At 44.3% G+C, this 17571-nt stretch carries 16 protein-coding genes and 1 tRNA gene; 7 read left to right on the forward strand and 10 right to left on the reverse strand.

The features are described 5' to 3' along the window. Positions 1-28: 28 nt before the first annotated feature. Positions 29-1465 carry a peptidoglycan DD-metalloendopeptidase family protein gene (locus AB5123_RS09110; RefSeq protein ID WP_337812599.1) on the forward strand — a complete coding sequence of 479 codons (1437 nt, stop codon included), beginning with the start codon at positions 29-31 and terminating at the stop codon, positions 1463-1465. 46 nt (positions 1466-1511) lie between these two features. Here AB5123_RS09110 and AB5123_RS09115 read toward each other — a convergent pair whose 3' ends face one another. The 3 genes from AB5123_RS09115 to AB5123_RS09125 form a co-directional block, all read right to left on the reverse strand. Beyond that, positions 1512-3008: a glycosyltransferase family 39 protein gene (locus AB5123_RS09115; RefSeq protein ID WP_368364725.1), complete on the reverse strand. Its 1497-nt coding sequence runs from the start codon at positions 3006-3008 to the stop codon at positions 1512-1514. A 232-nt stretch (positions 3009-3240) separates the two neighbouring features. After that, positions 3241-3870 (reverse strand): uracil phosphoribosyltransferase, encoded by a 630-nt coding sequence (gene upp / locus AB5123_RS09120; protein ID WP_038671163.1) that lies wholly within the window; start codon positions 3868-3870, stop codon positions 3241-3243. A gap of 91 nt (positions 3871-3961) precedes the next feature. Beyond that, positions 3962-5398 (reverse strand): uracil-xanthine permease family protein, encoded by a 1437-nt coding sequence (locus AB5123_RS09125; RefSeq protein ID WP_195551304.1) that lies wholly within the window; start codon positions 5396-5398, stop codon positions 3962-3964. 233 nt (positions 5399-5631) lie between these two features. On the opposite strand from AB5123_RS09125, the gene AB5123_RS09130 reads away from it, so the two are divergent. The 4 genes from AB5123_RS09130 to AB5123_RS09145 all read left to right on the forward strand — a co-directional run bounded on the left by AB5123_RS09130 (position 5632) and on the right by AB5123_RS09145 (position 8760). Beyond that, positions 5632-6282 (forward strand): HAD family hydrolase, encoded by a 651-nt coding sequence (locus AB5123_RS09130; RefSeq protein ID WP_195387889.1) that lies wholly within the window; start codon positions 5632-5634, stop codon positions 6280-6282. Positions 6283-6415: 133 nt separating this feature from the next. Then, on the forward strand, positions 6416-6763 hold the full coding sequence (locus AB5123_RS09135) for an Asp23/Gls24 family envelope stress response protein (protein WP_022288646.1): 348 nt from the start codon (positions 6416-6418) through the stop codon (positions 6761-6763). Positions 6764-6804: 41 nt separating this feature from the next. After that, on the forward strand, positions 6805-8439 hold the full coding sequence (locus tag AB5123_RS09140) for a DAK2 domain-containing protein (protein WP_022288647.1): 1635 nt from the start codon (positions 6805-6807) through the stop codon (positions 8437-8439). A 57-nt stretch (positions 8440-8496) separates the two neighbouring features. Then, positions 8497-8760 carry a DUF6171 family protein gene (locus AB5123_RS09145; protein ID WP_038671158.1) on the forward strand — a complete coding sequence of 88 codons (264 nt, stop codon included), beginning with the start codon at positions 8497-8499 and terminating at the stop codon, positions 8758-8760. Positions 8761-9100: 340 nt separating this feature from the next. Here the strand turns inward: AB5123_RS09145 and pepF are convergent, their stop codons facing one another. The 7 genes from pepF to AB5123_RS09180 form a co-directional block, all read right to left on the reverse strand. Then, a complete protein-coding gene (gene pepF, locus AB5123_RS09150) occupies positions 9101-10900 on the reverse strand; it encodes an oligoendopeptidase F (protein ID WP_038671156.1) in 1800 nt (599 codons plus the stop codon). A gap of 507 nt (positions 10901-11407) precedes the next feature. Next, positions 11408-12091 (reverse strand): response regulator, encoded by a 684-nt coding sequence (locus tag AB5123_RS09155; protein ID WP_022288650.1) that lies wholly within the window; start codon positions 12089-12091, stop codon positions 11408-11410. Then, a complete protein-coding gene (locus AB5123_RS09160) occupies positions 12084-13202 on the reverse strand; it encodes an ATP-binding protein (protein WP_337812603.1) in 1119 nt (372 codons plus the stop codon). The genes AB5123_RS09155 and AB5123_RS09160 overlap by 8 nt, the downstream gene beginning before the upstream one ends. A 17-nt stretch (positions 13203-13219) precedes the next feature. After that, positions 13220-13381, reverse strand: coding sequence for a hypothetical protein (locus AB5123_RS09165; RefSeq protein ID WP_256321372.1), 162 nt, complete (start codon positions 13379-13381; stop codon positions 13220-13222). An 11-nt stretch (positions 13382-13392) separates the two neighbouring features. Continuing rightward, complete coding sequence (locus tag AB5123_RS09170; RefSeq protein ID WP_022288652.1) at positions 13393-14037, reverse strand: TrkA family potassium uptake protein; 645 nt, start codon at positions 14035-14037, stop codon at positions 13393-13395. Positions 14038-14049: 12 nt separating this feature from the next. Next, a complete protein-coding gene (locus AB5123_RS09175) occupies positions 14050-15393 on the reverse strand; it encodes a TrkH family potassium uptake protein (RefSeq protein WP_081855938.1) in 1344 nt (447 codons plus the stop codon). 442 nt (positions 15394-15835) lie between these two features. Then, positions 15836-15922, reverse strand: a tRNA-Leu gene (locus tag AB5123_RS09180). A gap of 224 nt (positions 15923-16146) precedes the next feature. On the opposite strand from AB5123_RS09180, the gene AB5123_RS09185 reads away from it, so the two are divergent. Next, positions 16147-16527, forward strand: coding sequence for a response regulator (locus AB5123_RS09185; RefSeq protein WP_038671146.1), 381 nt, complete (start codon positions 16147-16149; stop codon positions 16525-16527). After that, a complete protein-coding gene (locus tag AB5123_RS09190) occupies positions 16528-17406 on the forward strand; it encodes a chemotaxis protein CheX (RefSeq protein WP_022288655.1) in 879 nt (292 codons plus the stop codon). Positions 17407-17571: the final 165 nt, after the last annotated feature.

A 17571-nucleotide genomic window follows, 5' to 3' on the forward strand; every position in this document is an offset into this window, starting at 1 on the left:
CCCCACAACCAAAGGAGTCTTTTATTTCATGAACAGGCTTTACAGCTTAAAACGTATTCTCACTTTCATTATCGCATTCGCTGTTACCGCTGGTATTGCAGGAAGCAGCTACAATTCTTCTTTGAAGATAACCTCAGCGGACACTGAAAGCTCGCAGGGGGAGGACTATAACTATACTGATTCTGTGGCTGACGGAGGTCAGCAAAGCGATGAACAAACAGAAAATGACGATAATTCTCAGGAGGAGTCAACAGGTTTTGACATCACACAGTATGCAGAACAGCTTAGAGAGCTATCAAAAAAGCAGACGGAAATAAACGAACAGCTCGACAAATATGATGAGGACATTGAGAAAAGCGAGAAAAAGCAGAAGCTTCTGAAAGAAAAGATAGATTCTATAAATGACGAAATAGACGTTCTCAACTCTTACATGACCGCACTGGAGCTTCAGATAAACACCAATCAGCGAAATATCGATAAGAAGCAGGCTGAGATAAACAAGGGTATAGAGGACTTTAAACAAAGATTAAGGGCAATGTATATCGCAGGGTCGGACAGCTACACCACAATGCTTTTGGAATCAGACAGCTTTTATGACATACTCATGAGATTAGAGCTTATAAAGCGTGTGGCACACCATGATGACACTATCATTGATAACCTTATAAAACTCAAAACTGAATATGAGGATATGCAAAAGACCCTTGACAAGCAGAAAGCCGAGTATGACGCTCAGTACACACAGTATACACAGCAGAAAGATATGCTCAGTCAGCTTTACCGCTCCAGTACCAAAACACAGCAGGAGCTTAAAGCTAAGCAGAAGAAGCTCAGAGAGCAGAACGAAGCCTATGAGGCGGAGCGTGAGCAGTTTGAGGGCAGCCTTTCCGGCATACTGAAATCGTCAGGCTCAGGCGGAACAGCAAGAGATAACGAAGTTTCCGCCACAATGGCACTTGCAGATGTGAAGCTTGAGGAGCTTCACAAGGAGATAAATGACCGCCTTGACAAGGGCGAAAAGCTTGGAGATACCGAGCCTGATTACTACTTCGCATGGCCTGTTCCGGGGTCTTACTCCGTATCATCAGGCGTGGGCGCACGATGGGGCTCATATCACACGGGACTTGACATTCCTGCGGCTCATGGCACGCCTATTCACGCTTCATGCAGTGGCAAGGTCATAAAGATAAACACCACCTGCACGCATGACTACGGCAAGGAGGAGTCCTGCGGCTGTGGCGGCGGTTATGGAAACTATGTTATCATCGACCACGGCAACGAATTCATTACCCTTTACGGACATCTCACAGAGGTAGATGTAGAGATAGGCGACGAGGTGAAAAAAGGCGACGTTATCGGCAAAATGGGTTCGACCGGCTTTTCAACAGGCGACCACCTGCACATTGAGATACGCTATCAGGGTTATATATTGAACCCTGCGTTCTATCTTGATGTTACACAATAAAAAAAATCGACCTCTTATGGAAAAACATAAGAGGCCTTTTTTTATCTTATTTTGAAGCACTCACACGCTTACAAAGACGTGAAATAATCGCTGTGATAAATCTTGCTCCTGCAGTGCAAAGAAGCATTATCACGGGGATAAATGTGACGATATATCTAGGTGGATTTTCCCATATAAGGAAAAAGAGTATAACTCCCGTGAGAGTCACTATGCTGAAAAACAAAGCAGAGTGGCGACGCTTGCCAGCGGCATAAACTGCACCAAACGCCATTGCTATGAGCATTGCACTGTGATAGCCGTCTACATAGCTACCAAGCAAGCGACTGTTCAATACCTCTCGCAAACCACCTGAGGGGTCGGAGCGTGAGAGATATTTGCCATAGGAAAAACCACCGCTGTCCCACGTTCTGGCGACTTTGTGATAAGCCATTTTGCAGGCTTCATAAGGGGTGCTTATGTTTTCAAGGCGGGCTTTTATTTCCCGGATATTCGCCTGCTTTTTGGCGTCATATGTATCAAATGACATAGTGAAGTCAACGTCCTCGTCAACGTGGGTCTTGTATTCGCTGTTAAGGCTCATCATTATCCAGTGTGTAACAGGGAAACGATATCTGTCTACCATTTTTTCATCAGAGATACCCATGGCAAGACCGCCATAGTATGCCGCCTTTGACACGCCAATAAACAGCATAACAGCCGCAAGGCTCAGTATAGCTCCCCTTTTTACACCCATTTTCAGCACAAAAAATATCATCACTGAAATCAGCATTACTGCAATGCTTCCCTTGACAGTGTTTCCAAGTGCGATAAAAAGGCTTGCTATAAGAGCATAGACAACGCTTTTGGTTTTGCTTTTTTCTTTCACCGCAAGGGTCAGAAAATAAAGAGTACAGCTTACAAATATCATGCCTGCTGTGTCAGAATGAAAAAACGGCGTATAAAGCAGCATAACAGGCATAAGTGCCGAAATAATGCCGCAAAAAAGCCTTTGGCTGTTAAGTTTGAATATCCTCTCCCCTGTGAGAAAGGTCATTATTACGCTAAGTTGAATAAGAATTACGTTAAAGGTCTGCCCCGCATAGATGCTCACGCCGCCGGTGAAAAGCTTCCATAAGGCGAAGAAGGGTATCTGCAAATATATCATGCCCCATGCGTTAGGGTATTTTGCAGCATAAATACGGTAGCTTTCTTTGATGCTCCCAAGATCTTCACCCATGACAAAGCGTTTTGCGAACTCCCCTGTTATTTTGGGGTCAACCATTTCGTAATTGTAATGAAGATAACGCACAAACAATATCTGCAATGCAAGCAAAATCAGGCAGAAAAAAGCAAATATAAGCCTGACACGCTTTTTGGTAAACTTCTTTTCACAGCGTTTCAGAGCAATATACAACACTATCGCCGCCGCAAGGAAAAATGGTCCAAGACAAAGCATTCGTATGTTACTGCGTTTTATGTATGAGATAAACACAGTTGCAGTGCAACAGCAGCACACGATCATGCTTGTGACCGCAAAAAATCGACCGGTTTTCTTCACAAACATTTTTATCTCCTTATTAGGATGTATCCTCATAATATATTTTTTTACATGAGTTCGCCCTGTTTATTTATTTTGTTCTATATTTCTACATTTGAATTATATCATCAACGGAAATAAGTTTCAATTATTTTAACAACTGAAATTGAAGGAACTTTTTAAAGTTTTTTTAGTGAATAAAACAAAAATTCGCCGCTCTGTTGCAAAAAACAAAGCAGCGAGTATTAGTATAAGACCATTATTTTGTGCCGAAGATCCTGTCACCTGCGTCGCCAAGACCAGGAACGATATAAGCGTCCTCGTTGAGCTTTTCATCAAGGTTGCCTACATAAATGTCGATATCAGGGTGAGCCGTTCTCAGAGCGTCAAGACCCTCAGGAGCAGCGATTATGCACATGAACTTGATGTTCTTGCAGCCCTTGTCTTTCAAAAAGTCAACAGCCTGTATCGCAGATCCGCCTGTCGCAAGCATTGGGTCACAGACAATAACAAGTCGCTCGTTTATTCTATCAGGGAGCTTGCAGTAATACTCGTGAGGCTCGTGTGTGACCTCGTCACGATAAAGACCGATATGACCGACCTTTGCAGACGGAACGAGTGCAAGAAGTCCGCTTACCATGCCAAGGCCTGCTCTCAGGATAGGCACGATAGCAAGCTTTTTGCCGCAGAGCATAGGGAGCTTTCTTGTGGTGATAGGTGTTTTCACCTCAACGTCCTCTGTTGGAAGATCTCTCATAGCCTCATAGCCCATGAGCATTGCGACCTCTTCCACAAGTATACGGAACTCTCTTGTTCCTGTCTTTTCGTCACGCATAAGCGTTATTTTGTGCTTTACAAGCGGGTGATTGATGATATTTACGTTTCCCATTTTCCGATTTCCTTTCGTAATGATTTATAAATTCGCATTTTTTGTGTGCAGTAACGTGCGAACACTGTTCGCCTCTGCAATTTTGTTATAATTATTTCTTGGCTGCGTTGCCTTTTTTCTTTGAGAGCATAACGTTTGTAAGAATGCCAAGGATAAGCGCTGCCGCTACTTCTGTGAGTGTTATATCACCGAATGTGAGTGTCAGACCGCCGATACCTGCAATGAGGATAACGGACACAACAAAGAGATTTCTGTTGTCGTCAAGGTTTGCGTCCTGTATCATTTTAAGACCTGAAACTGCGATAAAGCCGTAAAGAGCGATACAAACGCCACCCATTACGCAGGCAGGGATAGAATCAACGAACGCAACAAGCGGAGTGATAAACGAAAACAGCATACAGCCTATTGCTGCCGCAAAGATAGTTACAACAGAAGCATTTCCCGTGATAGCAACGCAGGCAACGGACTCTCCGTATGTTGTGTTCGGACAGCCGCCGAACAGTGCGCCTGCGATAGAACCTACACCGTCGCCGAGAAGCGTTCTTGTAAGACCAGGCTCTTCAAGGAGGTCATGGTCGATAATAGAAGAAAGGTTTTTATGGTCAGCAACGTGTTCTGCAAAAACAACAAGTGCAACTGGCACATAGGCTACAAATATAGTTGCAAAATATGAGAAGTCGAACTCTTTAAGACCTTTCAGACCTGAAACAAATGCAAAGTCCGGCAGGCTAACAAATGTTTTCAGTGAAACGCTGCCGTCTGTGAGCATATAGCTGCTGAAAACGCTGAAATCTACTATTTTAAGTGCGTCAATATCACATATATTGCCGATAACAGTGAAGATCGCTGCGGCTGCATAGCCTGCGAGGATACCGATTATAAAAGGTATAAGTCTGAGTGTTTTCTTGCCATATGTTGAGCAAAGCATTACCACTGCAAGGGTGATAAGTCCGCAGATAAGAGCCACATATGACGAGCCTACAGGCACGTTGGATACAGTTTCGATTATCTCAGGTGTGCCGCTGTCGGTGGAGACTGCATACTCTGTTACCTGCTTTGTTACGTCGCCCTTGACGAGGTCGCCGATAGCGTTTCCTGCAAGGGAAAGTCCGATTATAGCAACGGTCGGTCCTATTACCACCGCAGGCATGAGCTTATTGAGCCAGCCTACTCCAACAAATTTTACTACTATTGCGATAACGACATACACAAGTCCTGCAAGGAATGCACCGACGATAAGTCCAAGCATGCCAAGCTGCATTGAAACGCCGCCTGCAAAGGCCGCTGCCATAGAGCCTAAAAAGGCAAATGACGAACCGAGGAACACAGGGCTTTTTCTTTTTGTAAAAAGGATATAAACTATAGTTCCCACACCTGCACCAAACATTGCAGCCGCAGGAGTAAGACCGTTGCCGATAATAAGCGGCACAGCGATGGTCGCCGCAAGGATAGCCAACATCTGCTGAAGTGCAAACACTACCAGTTGACCAGCCTTTGGCTTGTCTGAAACATCAAAAATAAGTTTCAATATAACACCTCATTCATATTTTTTCTTTTCCCATATAAATGGAAAACACTTCTTTGCGGTACGTTTTGACACAAACCGCCTTTTTAATTTTAACTTATAACAATATTTTTGTCAATGAGCTAAATGCCGTATTTCAGCAGGATTTTTTGTGCGTAATTGCCCATTTTCTTTGACAAATAAGCTGTTTTGCGTTATAATAGCAATTGATATATTGTATTATGTGAGGTAATGACATGAAAAATTACAGATATGTTCTTTTTGACCTTGACGGCACGCTTACTGAGTCGGGCGAGGGCATAATAAATTCGGCTGTATACGCACTGAAAAAGTTCGGCATAGAGCCTGAGATGGGCACGATGACAAAGTTTCTCGGCCCGCCGCTGAAAGACTCTTTCAGGGATTTTTACGGCTTTGATGATGAAAAATGCGAGCAGGCTGTTAAATACTACCGTGAATATTACACCACCAAGGGCATTTTCGAAAACCGTGTTTATGACGGCGTTGAAGAATGTCTTAAAAAGCTGTCAGAGGCTGGGCTTCACCTTGCGGTGGCGACTTCTAAGCCGCAGGTCTTTGCTGTAAAGATACTGGAGCATTTTCACCTTGCACAGTATTTTGACTACATAGGCGGTGCGGAGCTTGACGGCTCTAGGAGCGTAAAGGCGGACGTTATCGTGCACACTCTGAAAAACTGCGGAATTAATGACCGCTCACAGGTGATAATGGCAGGCGACAGGCATCATGACGTGCTTGGTGCAAAAGCTCTTGGTATAGATTGTATCGGTATGCTTTACGGCTACGGCACAAGAGAGGAGCTTTCAAAGGCAGGTGCGGTGTATATAGCCGAAACGCCTCTGGAAGCCGCAAAATGGCTTCTGGGATAAATTTGACAGGTGTATAAAAGAGCGAAAACCTATTGCAAAAGTCAAATGTTTATGATATAATAAAATAAATTATTATGTGGCGGCATAAGAAATAAGCTTGTGATCCTGCCACGATCAAGAGGAGTTGTTTTCTGTGATAAAGTTTCGCAACCATATAGGGACTATAGGTATATCCACCGGATATCTCAGACAGCTTATCTCGGATACTGCCGAAAGCTGTTTCGGCGTGGCAGGACTTAACGCCTATGGTGCAAAACAGGGCGTTTCTGCAATGCTAAAGAAAGAGAACACCACAAAGGGCGTTATAATCCGTCAGGACGGGGACGAGCTTATCGTTGACCTGCACATCACTGTGAACTACGGCATAAATGTCGGAGCTATCGTTGACAGCATCATTCACAAGGTAAATTATGTTCTGACAGAGCAGGCAGGGGTCAACGTTAAATCTGTGAACGTTTACGTTGACGAAATGAAAGGCTGAACGTCCTAGGATATCTATAACAGTATAGGAGGAAAACTATAGTGATAAACGGAGGCTTGCTGCGTGACGCTGTCATAAGTGCCGCACACAGCATATCTAACAAGAAAAAATCAGTTGACGAGCTTAACGTGTTCCCAGTACCTGACGGAGATACAGGAACTAATATGTCAATGACTATAACAAATTCCGTAGCAGAGCTTGAAAATCTCAGCGACGATACAGACTGCTCAGTTGTTGCAAGCACAACAGCTTCTGCACTTCTTAGAGGTGCAAGAGGAAACTCAGGCGTTATACTTTCGCTTATTTTCAGAGGCTTTGCAAAAGGACTTGCAGGCAAAAAGGAAATGGGTGCGAACGAACTTGTTGAATCGCTGGAACAGGGCGTTTCAGGAGCATACAAGAGCGTAATGAAGCCTACAGAGGGAACTATCCTGACAGTTGCAAGAGAGTCTGCGGAGAAAGCAAGAGAAATGCTCCACTCCACAAACGATCCTATTATTATAATGGAGGAAGTTTGCAAACAGGCTGAACTTTCACTGAACGAAACACCAAAGCTTCTCCCTGCACTTGCCAAGGCAGGCGTTGTTGACGCAGGCGGCAAGGGACTTCTCATTATCTTTGAAGCAATGAGAGATGTATTCAAGGGTGGCGAAATAGTAAAGGCTGATGCTCCTGCACAGAAACAGCAGGTAACAGTCGACACATTTGCGGCTACTGTTGGTCAGTATGACTGTGAGATACACTTCACATACTGCACTGAAATGATAATCACAAAGAAAGCTGACGCTGACGATTCATCAAAGCTGAGAGCTTATCTTGAAACCATAGGTGACTGCGTTGTAGTTGTCGAGGACGATGAGATAATAAAGGTACACGTTCATACCAACGACCCTGGTAAGGCAATACAGAAGGGTCTTGAATTTGGCTACATCAATCTGCCAAAGATAGAAAATATGAAGCTCCAGCACAAGGCCAGACAGAAAGAAGCAAAACAGGAGTTCGTTCCTGCAAAGCCTGAAAAGCAGTACGGCTTTGTTGCAGTTGCGGCAGGAAACGGCATTGAGTCAATGTTCAGAGATATCGGTGTTGACTGCATCGTTAAGGGCGGACAGACCATGAACCCGTCCACTGAGGATATACTTGCGGCAATAATGTCATGCCCCGCTGAAACAGTTTTTGTTCTGCCAAACAATAAGAACATCATCATGGCGGCTGAGCAGGCAGTTAAGCTTGCAGACAGAAAGGTATGCGTGCTTCAGACAAGGACTATACCGCAGGGAATGTCAGCAATGCTGGCATTTGACCCTGACGCTGATTTCAATACGAACCGCATTGAAATGACCAATGCACTTGAAAGAGTTGCCACAGGTCAGGTAACATTTGCGGCAAGGGATTCTGACTATGAGGGTCACGCTATCAAGCAGGGCGAGATACTCTGCATTGAAAACGGCAAGTTGAGCTTTGTGGAAAAAGACGTTTCAAAGGCAGCTTACAAGCTCACAAAGAAGCTTGTTAAGGGCGACAGCTCATTCATCACGATCCTTTACGGCTCAGACGTTACAGACGAGGCGGCTGAGGCACTGCAAAAGCAGGTAGCTGCGAAGTTCTCAAATCTTGATGTAAACCTTATAAACGGCGGTCAGCCTGTTTACTACTACATCATTTCTGTAGAATAAGATAACGAGGCGGACGGCATTGAGCTGTCCGCTTTTTTGTACAATGGAGAAATTTTTATGAGTGATATAACAAAGGTTCAGTGCAGAAAATGCCTGTTGGAGGATATGGACGAAAATGATTTTCTCCGTGATATGCGTTCGCACATTGCGGCATACCCTGAGGACAAGAGGGTATCAGAGGAAGAGTATCATCAGCGTTTGGCGTTTTGCAAGGGCTGCGACAAGCTTGTGGACGGAATGTGCGTTTTATGCGGCTGTTATGTTGAGCTGAGGGCGTTGAAGATAGGTATGCGTTGTGCAGATATAGATAAGAAGTGGTAAAGGCATACTGTTCATTCAGGCAAGTTCCTTCCGCCGCAAAATCGCTACGCTCTTTGCGGGTTTTACTTTGTTTAATGGGATAGGAAAAAGCGGTGCAGAGATTTTTTCTCCGACACCGCTTTATTATTTCTTTTACTGTTGTGTGCTTTTTTACTTTTCTGCACCGCTTAGTCGGCTGTCGCCGAATGAGGCTCTGCCTCATACTCCGCAGGGGCTTTGCCCCTTGACCCCACAAGCCCTCTAGCGCCGGGCTTGAGCCTGCGTTTTATCTCTCGCTACGCTCGGTGTTGGGGGCACAACTTTGGTCGGCTATGCTCATTCCTCATTCCTCACTCCTCACTTATGACATTGCCTCTTCCATTTCCTTTACAAGCTCTCCGAACATTGCAAGTGCCTCATTGATAGGCTGAGTTGTTGCCATATCTACACCTGCACCCTTAAGCAATGAGATAGGGTCAGTTGAGCAGCCGCCTTTCAGGAAGCCTATATAGTCCTTTACCGCAGGTTTGCCATACTTCAATATCCTCTGTGAAAGTGCGATAGCCGCAGAATAGCCTGTTGCATACTGATAAACATAATAGTCATAATAGAAATGAGGTATCCTTGCCCACTCCAATTTTATCTCATCATCAAGCACTATTCCGTCACCGAAATAAAGCTTGTTTAGCTGGCCGTAAAGCTCGTTCAGCCCCTCGGCTGTCAGACTCTCCCCTGCCGCTACCATTTCATTTATTTTCAGCTCAAACTCTGCGAACATTGTCTGGCGGTAAAGTGTGGTACGGAACTGTTCAAGGAAGTAGTTTATAAGATACGCTCTCTGCTTTTTATCCTCGGTATTTTTCAGCAGATACTGCATGAGCAATGCCTCGTTGCAAGTTGAGGCTACCTCTGCCACGAAGATAACGTAATCTGAATATACCACAGGCTGATTTTTATTTGAAAGATACGAGTGTATAGCATGACCCATTTCATGTGCCAGCGTAAACATACAGTTAAGTGTATCCTTATGATTGAGCAGCACATAAGGGTGAACTCTTGCACCTGCGGAATATGCTCCGCTTGTTTTGCCCTCGTTCTCGTAAACGTCTATCCAGCGGTTCTCAAAGCCCTCTTTGAGTATCGCAAGGTAATCCTCGCCCATAGGTGCAAGGGCTTTCAAGACGGTTTCCTTAGCCTCCTCAAAGGTTATCTTCATATCTGCGTCAGGAACAACAGGAGTATAAAGGTCATAGAAATGCAGTTCGTCAACGCCCAAAAGCTTCTTTCTCAGCGCAACATAATCGTACATATAGTGCATATTGTCATGGACGGCTTCAATAAGATTTTTGTACACTGAAACAGGTACTTCTGTTCCGTCCAAAGCGGCTTCAAGGCTTGAATCATATCTTCTTGCCTTTGCATAGAAGTTCACCGCTTTAATCTGCGCCGACAGTGTTGCCGCACAGGTGTTCTTGAACTTGTCAAATGTGCCGTACATAGACTCGAAAGCCGACTTTCTCAGTACTCTGTCCTCGCTCTGCACCAGTGGTATATAGCTTCCGTGTGTGACCTGATGAGCCTTGCCGTCCTTATCCACAGCGTCAGGAAAACGCAGGTCTGCGTCAGAAAACATAGAGTAGATATTCTCAGGGGACTGACCCATTTCACCAGTCAGGGCAAGTATCTTCTCCTCAGCCTCAGAGAGGATATGAGCCTTTTTGCGACGCAGCTTGTCCAGCGCACGCTTATAAAGCTTCAACTCAGGCTTATCCTCATAGAATTTCTGAAGCTTATCCTCCTCGATAGAAATGATCTCAGGTGTTTCAAAGCTTCCTGCTGAGTTTACTGCAACATAAGCGTTCATAAGCTGACCGAGAAAGCCCTGATACTTTGCATTTGCAGTGTCCTCGTCAGAACGTCTTTGAGCATAGTTGCCAAGGCTGTCGCAAAGAACAGATATCTCGTCTGAAAGCTGCATAAAATCATAAAGCGTGTCAGCACTCTCGCTAAGCCTGCCCTTGAACGCCGTTATTCTCTCAGGCATAGCCTTAAGCTTCTGCAAGTCCTCCGCCCACTTTTCGTCAGTGGCATAAATATCCTCCAGTGCCCATTTGAACTGTTCAGGCACTTCACTTCTCTTAGGTATTCTTTCCTCGCTCATTTTCATGACCTCGTTTCTATAATAATAGGTATAGGCTTGTCTTGTGTGGTATTGCCTATAATTAATTTGCGTAACGCTGGTTACATTATACCCCATTGACGTACTTTTGTCAAATTAGGGCAGGTGAACTGTAAAATAATACACGATACAAATAAAAATACGCCCAGCGGCATAAAGCTAGGTGCCAATCTCCTTTGCGAGCTTTATTGCCTTCTTTTTAAACTCTTCATCATATTGTTTTCCTGTTTCCTTTGATGACACACTCCCTTGTTTTTATTATACTTTGATTGTTTTGTATGTGTCAAGTTTTATTATACAGGATCGCAACTATGATGTAGGAGATTCAGGACTGATATAATCACAGCATAAGGAAAAGGGCAATGTCCTCCGTGAGTGGAAGGCATTGCCATTTTTTCCTTTAGAAAAAATCAGTTCAATTGTTTTTTCAGCCATTGAAGGCGATACAGATCATCAAATAAAGTATCTGCTTTGTACTGCTCCCTAAAACTATAATTTCATCATACGATACCCAATACCGATATGTGTTTGTATCAGCGCCTGACTGCTGTCACTCAGCTTTTTTCGCAGGGTAGCCATAAATACACGCAGGGAGGCTTCGCTGTTATCCGCAGGAGTTCCCCATACACTTTGGATAATGTACTTATGCGTCAGCACCTTGCCGACATTCTTGGCAAGCAGGCAAAGCAGCTTGTATTCTATCGGTGTCAAGTGAATTTCTTCATCATCAAGGTGAACACAGCCCGAAACATAGTCTATCCGTAGTCTGCCATTGACAAACTCCGTGACCGAGATGTTTTCGGACTTCATAAGCCGCCTTTGTATCACCCTGAGCCTTGCGAGAAGTTCGTCAACAGAGAAAGGCTTTGTCAGGTAATCATCTGCACCTTTGTCAAGGGCTGTTATCTTGTCCCTTTCCTCGCTCCTTGCACTGACTATGATGATAGGAACATCGCTCCAAGTGCGTATATGCTCTATCACCTCAACGCCGTCAATATCAGGCAGTCCAAGGTCAAGTATGATAATATCAGGCTTATGCGAAGCGCTGAGCATGATCGCTTCGTTGCCCCTGACAGCTGTAATAAAGCGATAGTCGTTCATTTTAAGAGTAGTTGTAATAAGATTTCTGATAGGCTTGTCGTCCTCCACCACCAGAACAAGATATTCATTCATTTAGATCGACCTCTCCTATTGGCAGAGTAAAGCTGACAACCGTACCGTTTGGTATGTTGTCGCTGACAGATATAGTACCGCCGTGTGAAGTAATAATTGACCTGCACAGTGCAAGCCCCAGCCCCAGACTTCTTCTGCTGTCTGAGGAACGGCTGCCACCCGTATAGAACATATCAAATACCTTTTCTTTTTCTTCATCGGAGATACCAGTGCCGTGATCGGACACGGATATCTCAACAGTATGCGCATTTTCTCGGCGCACACTGACGGTAACATCAGAATCCTCATCACTGTACTTGACAGCATTATCCATAAGATTGACTATGACCTGTACGATAAGGTTCGCATCTGCCATAACGGGGATTATCTCGTCATACATATCAACGATGATATTTCGCTTTGGGTGAGTGCGTTTGGTGTGTCTGACAGCCTCCTGAACAATGTCATCAAGTATCTCTACCGAGATATTGAGCTGCATTCTGCCGTCCTCAATTCGTGTAGCGTATAAAAGATTTTCCACCATTTCGATAAGCCACATTGATTCGGAATAAATATCCGTGTATATCTGCTGACGTGCTGATTCATCAAGCGTATCGCCGCCGGAAATGAGCGTACTGGCATTACCTGATATGGAGGTCAGCGGTGTTCTGAGATCATGGGATATGGAACGGAGCATATCAGCTCTAAGCTGTTCATTCTGCGCCAGAAGTGCCGCCTCCTCCTTTTCACGGGCATTCTGCTCGGCGATCAGGATATTGCGTTTCAGCTTATTGGCAAGCGTTCCTGCAATGAACGCTGTAATAAACATCGTCACAAATGTGACAAGATAGCCTGCATCGTGAACTGAAAGAGAAAACTCAGGATAGGTGAAGAAGCAGTTGAAAAGCATCACTCCTACTAATGATGATATCAGGCAGAAATACATCTTTGATGTAAAAATGGATATCACAAGCACAGCAATAATATACAGCATGATAATGTCCGCATCGGCAAGTTGAAAGGCTTTGAATGCGTATCCGGCAAGTGTTGCGGCTGTCAGCACCACAATACATATAGCGGAGTCTTTGAACACAGAAAATGCTTTAGAACTTTTTATAGAATTAGCAGTCATAAGGATCACCCTTGTTATTATAACATATCACTTTTGTGTTCGTCAACATCATCTTCTGACAGATCGTGTCCACGTCTGCTCTTTTGTATCTCCTCGATGAATCCATCTACTTTTTTCATAATATAAAAACCGTAGAGAAACATTGCTCCTACAGACAGTGCAAGCAGAACATCTCTCACACGATCATCTCCTAGATTCTGAAACACTTCTGGATATCCCGAACCTCACCTATGACAAATGCGATGTCATCAGTTTCAATTACAGTGTCCGGTGAAGGGATAAATACCTCTTCTCCTCGTTTGATCGTCAGAATATTGATCTTGAATTTCTTTCGTATATCGATCTGTGAAAGCGACTTTCCGAACCAGTCCTTCGGCACTTTCAGTTCGTAGATCGAGTAATTGTTATCCAGATGAATAAAGTCGAGTATGCTGTCTGATGCATATTTTGTAGCAATGCGAAGTGCCATCTGCTTCTCAGGATAGACAACCTCATCGGCTCCGTTTTTAAGCAGGAATTTCATTTGCACATCATTTGTCGCACGGGATATGACTTTCTTTGCCCCCAGCTCCTTGAGCAAAGACGTTGTTTCCAGAGAGGACTGAAACCGGCTGCCGAGGGCAACGATACAAACATCATAGTTTCCTACACCAAGCGAACGGAGAAATTCCTCATTGGTGCTGTCACCGATCCTTGCGTTGGTCACATAAGGCAGGATATCGTTGATATGCTTCTCATTTTCATCTACTGCCATGACCTCACACCGAAGCTCCTCCATGCGTCTGGCAATGTGACTGCCGAATTGACCTACTCCGATAATTAAAACTGTTTTCATATATAAGACTCCTTATCCTACGGATATTTTTTCAAGCGGTAAGCGTGAATTCTGACTGTCCGCCGACGGCAGAGCTGCATAAATGAGTGTCAGTCCGCCGACTCTCCCGAAAAACATAAGTATCATCAGTATCACACGGGATACAGCAGACAGACCGCTTGTAATGCCGAGTGACAGCCCTACAGTACCGATAGCTGAGCTTGTTTCAAACAGACAGGTCAGCAGCGGTAGATTTTCCACTCTGCTGATAATGACACCGCTTGTAAAGAACAATACAAGATACATAAACAAAACAGCGCCTGCACTGCGGACAGTTTCGTCTGATATTCTTCTTTTGAAGCACTGCACATCATTTCTGCGGCTAAACACTGTGATCGCAGAAAGTAACAGAACAGCAAAAGTCGTTGTTTTCATACCGCCCGCGGTGGAACCTGGAGAGCCACCTATAAGCATAAGAATGACCATAATGGCTGTACCTGATTCATCCATAGCAGCGAGATCAGTTGTGTTAAAGCCTGCGGTTCGTGTTGTGACAGACTGAAACAGTGAATGGATCGTCCGGTCATGGATAGTCCCATGGTCATATTCAAAAAAGAAGAAATACAGCGCAGGCAGAACGATCAAGACAGCAGATGTCATCAGTACGACCTTGCTTTGCAGAGAGTAGCGCCTGATCCTGTGCTTGTGTGTTCCGATATCGCCCCAGACGAGAAAGCCGATGCCTCCCGTAATAATTAGCAGCATAATGATGATATTGAGATAGATGTTGCTGTGGTAAAAGGTCAGCGATGAGAACGGTTCTTTTATGCCGAACAGATCAAAGCCTGCATTGCAAAAAGCCGATATGCTGTGAAACAAGGAATACCACAGTCCCTTAGCGAAACCAAGATCATTGCAGAAAACGGGTGCAAGCAAAGCCGCACCGATCATCTCTATGATAAGTGATGTTTTAAGGATAAAGCCTGTCAGCTTCACAATACCGCCTACCTGCGGTGCGGAGATGGATTCCTGCATCGTACTGCGCTGCCACAGACCGATTTTCCGCCCTGATGCTCTAATGATCGCAAGCCCGACGGTGATAACGCCCATACCTCCGATCTGAATTAGCATCAGAATGACCGCCTGCCCGAACAGAGACCAGTATGTAGCAGTATCCTTTACAACAAGTCCAGTCACACAGGTAGCTGAAACGGCTGTGAACATTGCATCAGGGAATGAAGTCACACACCGCTGCCTTGATGAAATAGGCAGCATCAGAAGCAACGAACCTACCAGAATTAGGCAAAAGAAACTGATAATGATGACCCGAAATGAAGTCATATGAGTTCTGTTTTTTACTCTATTTTTATGTAACATCGTACACCTCTCGTTCAAATTATAGCTTTATTATATCACATGAGCGGTTAAAGTGCTGTTAAGATTACGGTTACGGTGTTAAGATTTCGTTAAGGCACAATATTGATGTGTGCCGCTTGCCCGTAGTCTATTAGAACACCTGCAAACCGTTCCGCACAAGTCCGTATCATCATTATGGCGCGCGCCACAATGACAGCATACCCTTTTTGAAACTGAATAACTCACAAAGAACTGAGATTTGCTCACACAAGCACTTCTCAGGTCTTTTCAGACGGTTAGTTTTCCGCTCCGCAGGCTCGGACGGCTCTGAGGGGCGTTTCCGTTCGTCTGAAAGCACTGTCAAGCCGAGGTCATCGCCAATGCTCTTGGTGGAGAAGCAGAAACAGAAGAGAATGAGGACACTAATAAAAAAACAGGCTCTCGATACAAGAACCTGTTCTCCTGGTGCCGGTGACCGGGGTCGAACCGGTACGGTATCGCTACCATCGGATTTTGAGTCCGACACGTCTGCCAATTCCATCACACCGGCACATAACATTATGATTATAGCATACTTTTTTCATTTTGTCAAGCAAACTGCAAGTAAATTCTGCATTTACTTGTTTGTATATTTTCAACATAAAACATATTTAACGACTCTTGACTTTTGGAGAATTTTATGATATAATTAAAAACAAGGCAGTAAAGAAATTATTTTCTCCGTCATCGGCAATTACGGAACTGCTGCCGCAAAATAATCGGGAGGGATCTATCGTGAATATAAATGAAATGACAGTGCTTATATGCGACGATTCTATGTTCGCTCGCAAAAAGCTCAGTATGTCTATTTCTGGATTTGGAGTAAAAGCCGTTTATGAAGCAGCCGACGGCGAGGAGGCTGTTAGCAAATATAAGGAGTTCAAGCCTGACGTGGTTTTCATGGATATCATCATGCCAAAGGTAACAGGTATTGAAGCCCTCAAACAGATAATAGCAGAAGACCCTGACGCTAAGGTGATAATGGCTTCTTCTGTTGGTACTCAGAGCCATTTGAAAGACGCTCTTAAGTCGGGAGCTGTGGACTTTTTGCAGAAACCTATAGCTGATAATGACGCTCTTAAAGTTCTTGAGAACGTTGCAAAGGGGGTACTGTAAATGTTTGCGCAGTTTTTTGGCGGCTACCTCTTTAACCATAAGCTATGCACCGCTGAGGATCTTACTCAGGCTTTCGAGGCTAAAAAACATACAAGACTTCGCCTTGGCGTTCTCGCTATAAACGCTGGTCTTATGACAGCCGAGCAGGTGGAGCACGTCAATATCACTCAGCAGAGTGTCGATAAACGTTTTGGCGACCTTGCCGTGGAGCTTGGCTATGTTACCGCTGACGACGTTGAAAAGCTTCTCGCTCAGCAGCCTACAGATTACCTGCTCCTGGGTCAGACCCTTGTTAATAACGGTGCTCTTACCAATGCTGAGTTTGAAAAGGCACTTAAAGACTATAAGGCTGAAAATCAGATAACCGACGATATTTCAGACAATCAAACAGAAACTCTACATAACCTTATCAATGAGTTCTATCATTTTGACAATGATGAAAATGCTCGTATCTGTACTGATTATGTTACTTTGCTTTTCAAAAATCTTATCAGATTTATCGGTGACGATTTCACTCCTATGGAAGCGTCAGTTATAAAGAATTTTGCAGCAGAACATATCGTTATCCAAAAAATAAATGGAAAATATAACGCTGAGGCTTGCATTGCCACAGATTCAAAGACATATATGGCTTTCGCTGAGAGGTTTGCCAAAGAGAGCTTCACGGAGGTCGATGACTTTGTAAACGCTACAGCAGGCGAATTTCTGAACGTAAACGACGGTCTGTTCGTTGTAAATGAGTCAAACGAGCATGGCGTTGAACTTACACTCACACCGCAGGAATTTTTGGAAAATGGTGAGCTTGCCCTGTCAGGCACTGCATTCTGTATCCCGGTGAACTATCCGTTTGGCAAGCTGAATTTCATCATTGCCACCTGATATAATTTTACAAGCACATAATATCCGCCGCTGTCCAGCTTTGTTCAGCGGCGTTGATGTTCTTTGCCTTTTTTATAACTTTTTTTCAAAATGTAGGTTTGTCAATCATATTGGACACTATTATTAAGAAATTCGATAGGCGAAAACCATTTGAGGGGACGCATA

The sequence above is a fragment of the Ruminococcus sp. RTP21204st1_B2_RTP21204_210225 genome (genome assembly GCF_040914135.1).
GTDB lineage: Bacteria > Bacillota > Clostridia > Oscillospirales > Ruminococcaceae > Hominimerdicola > Hominimerdicola aceti.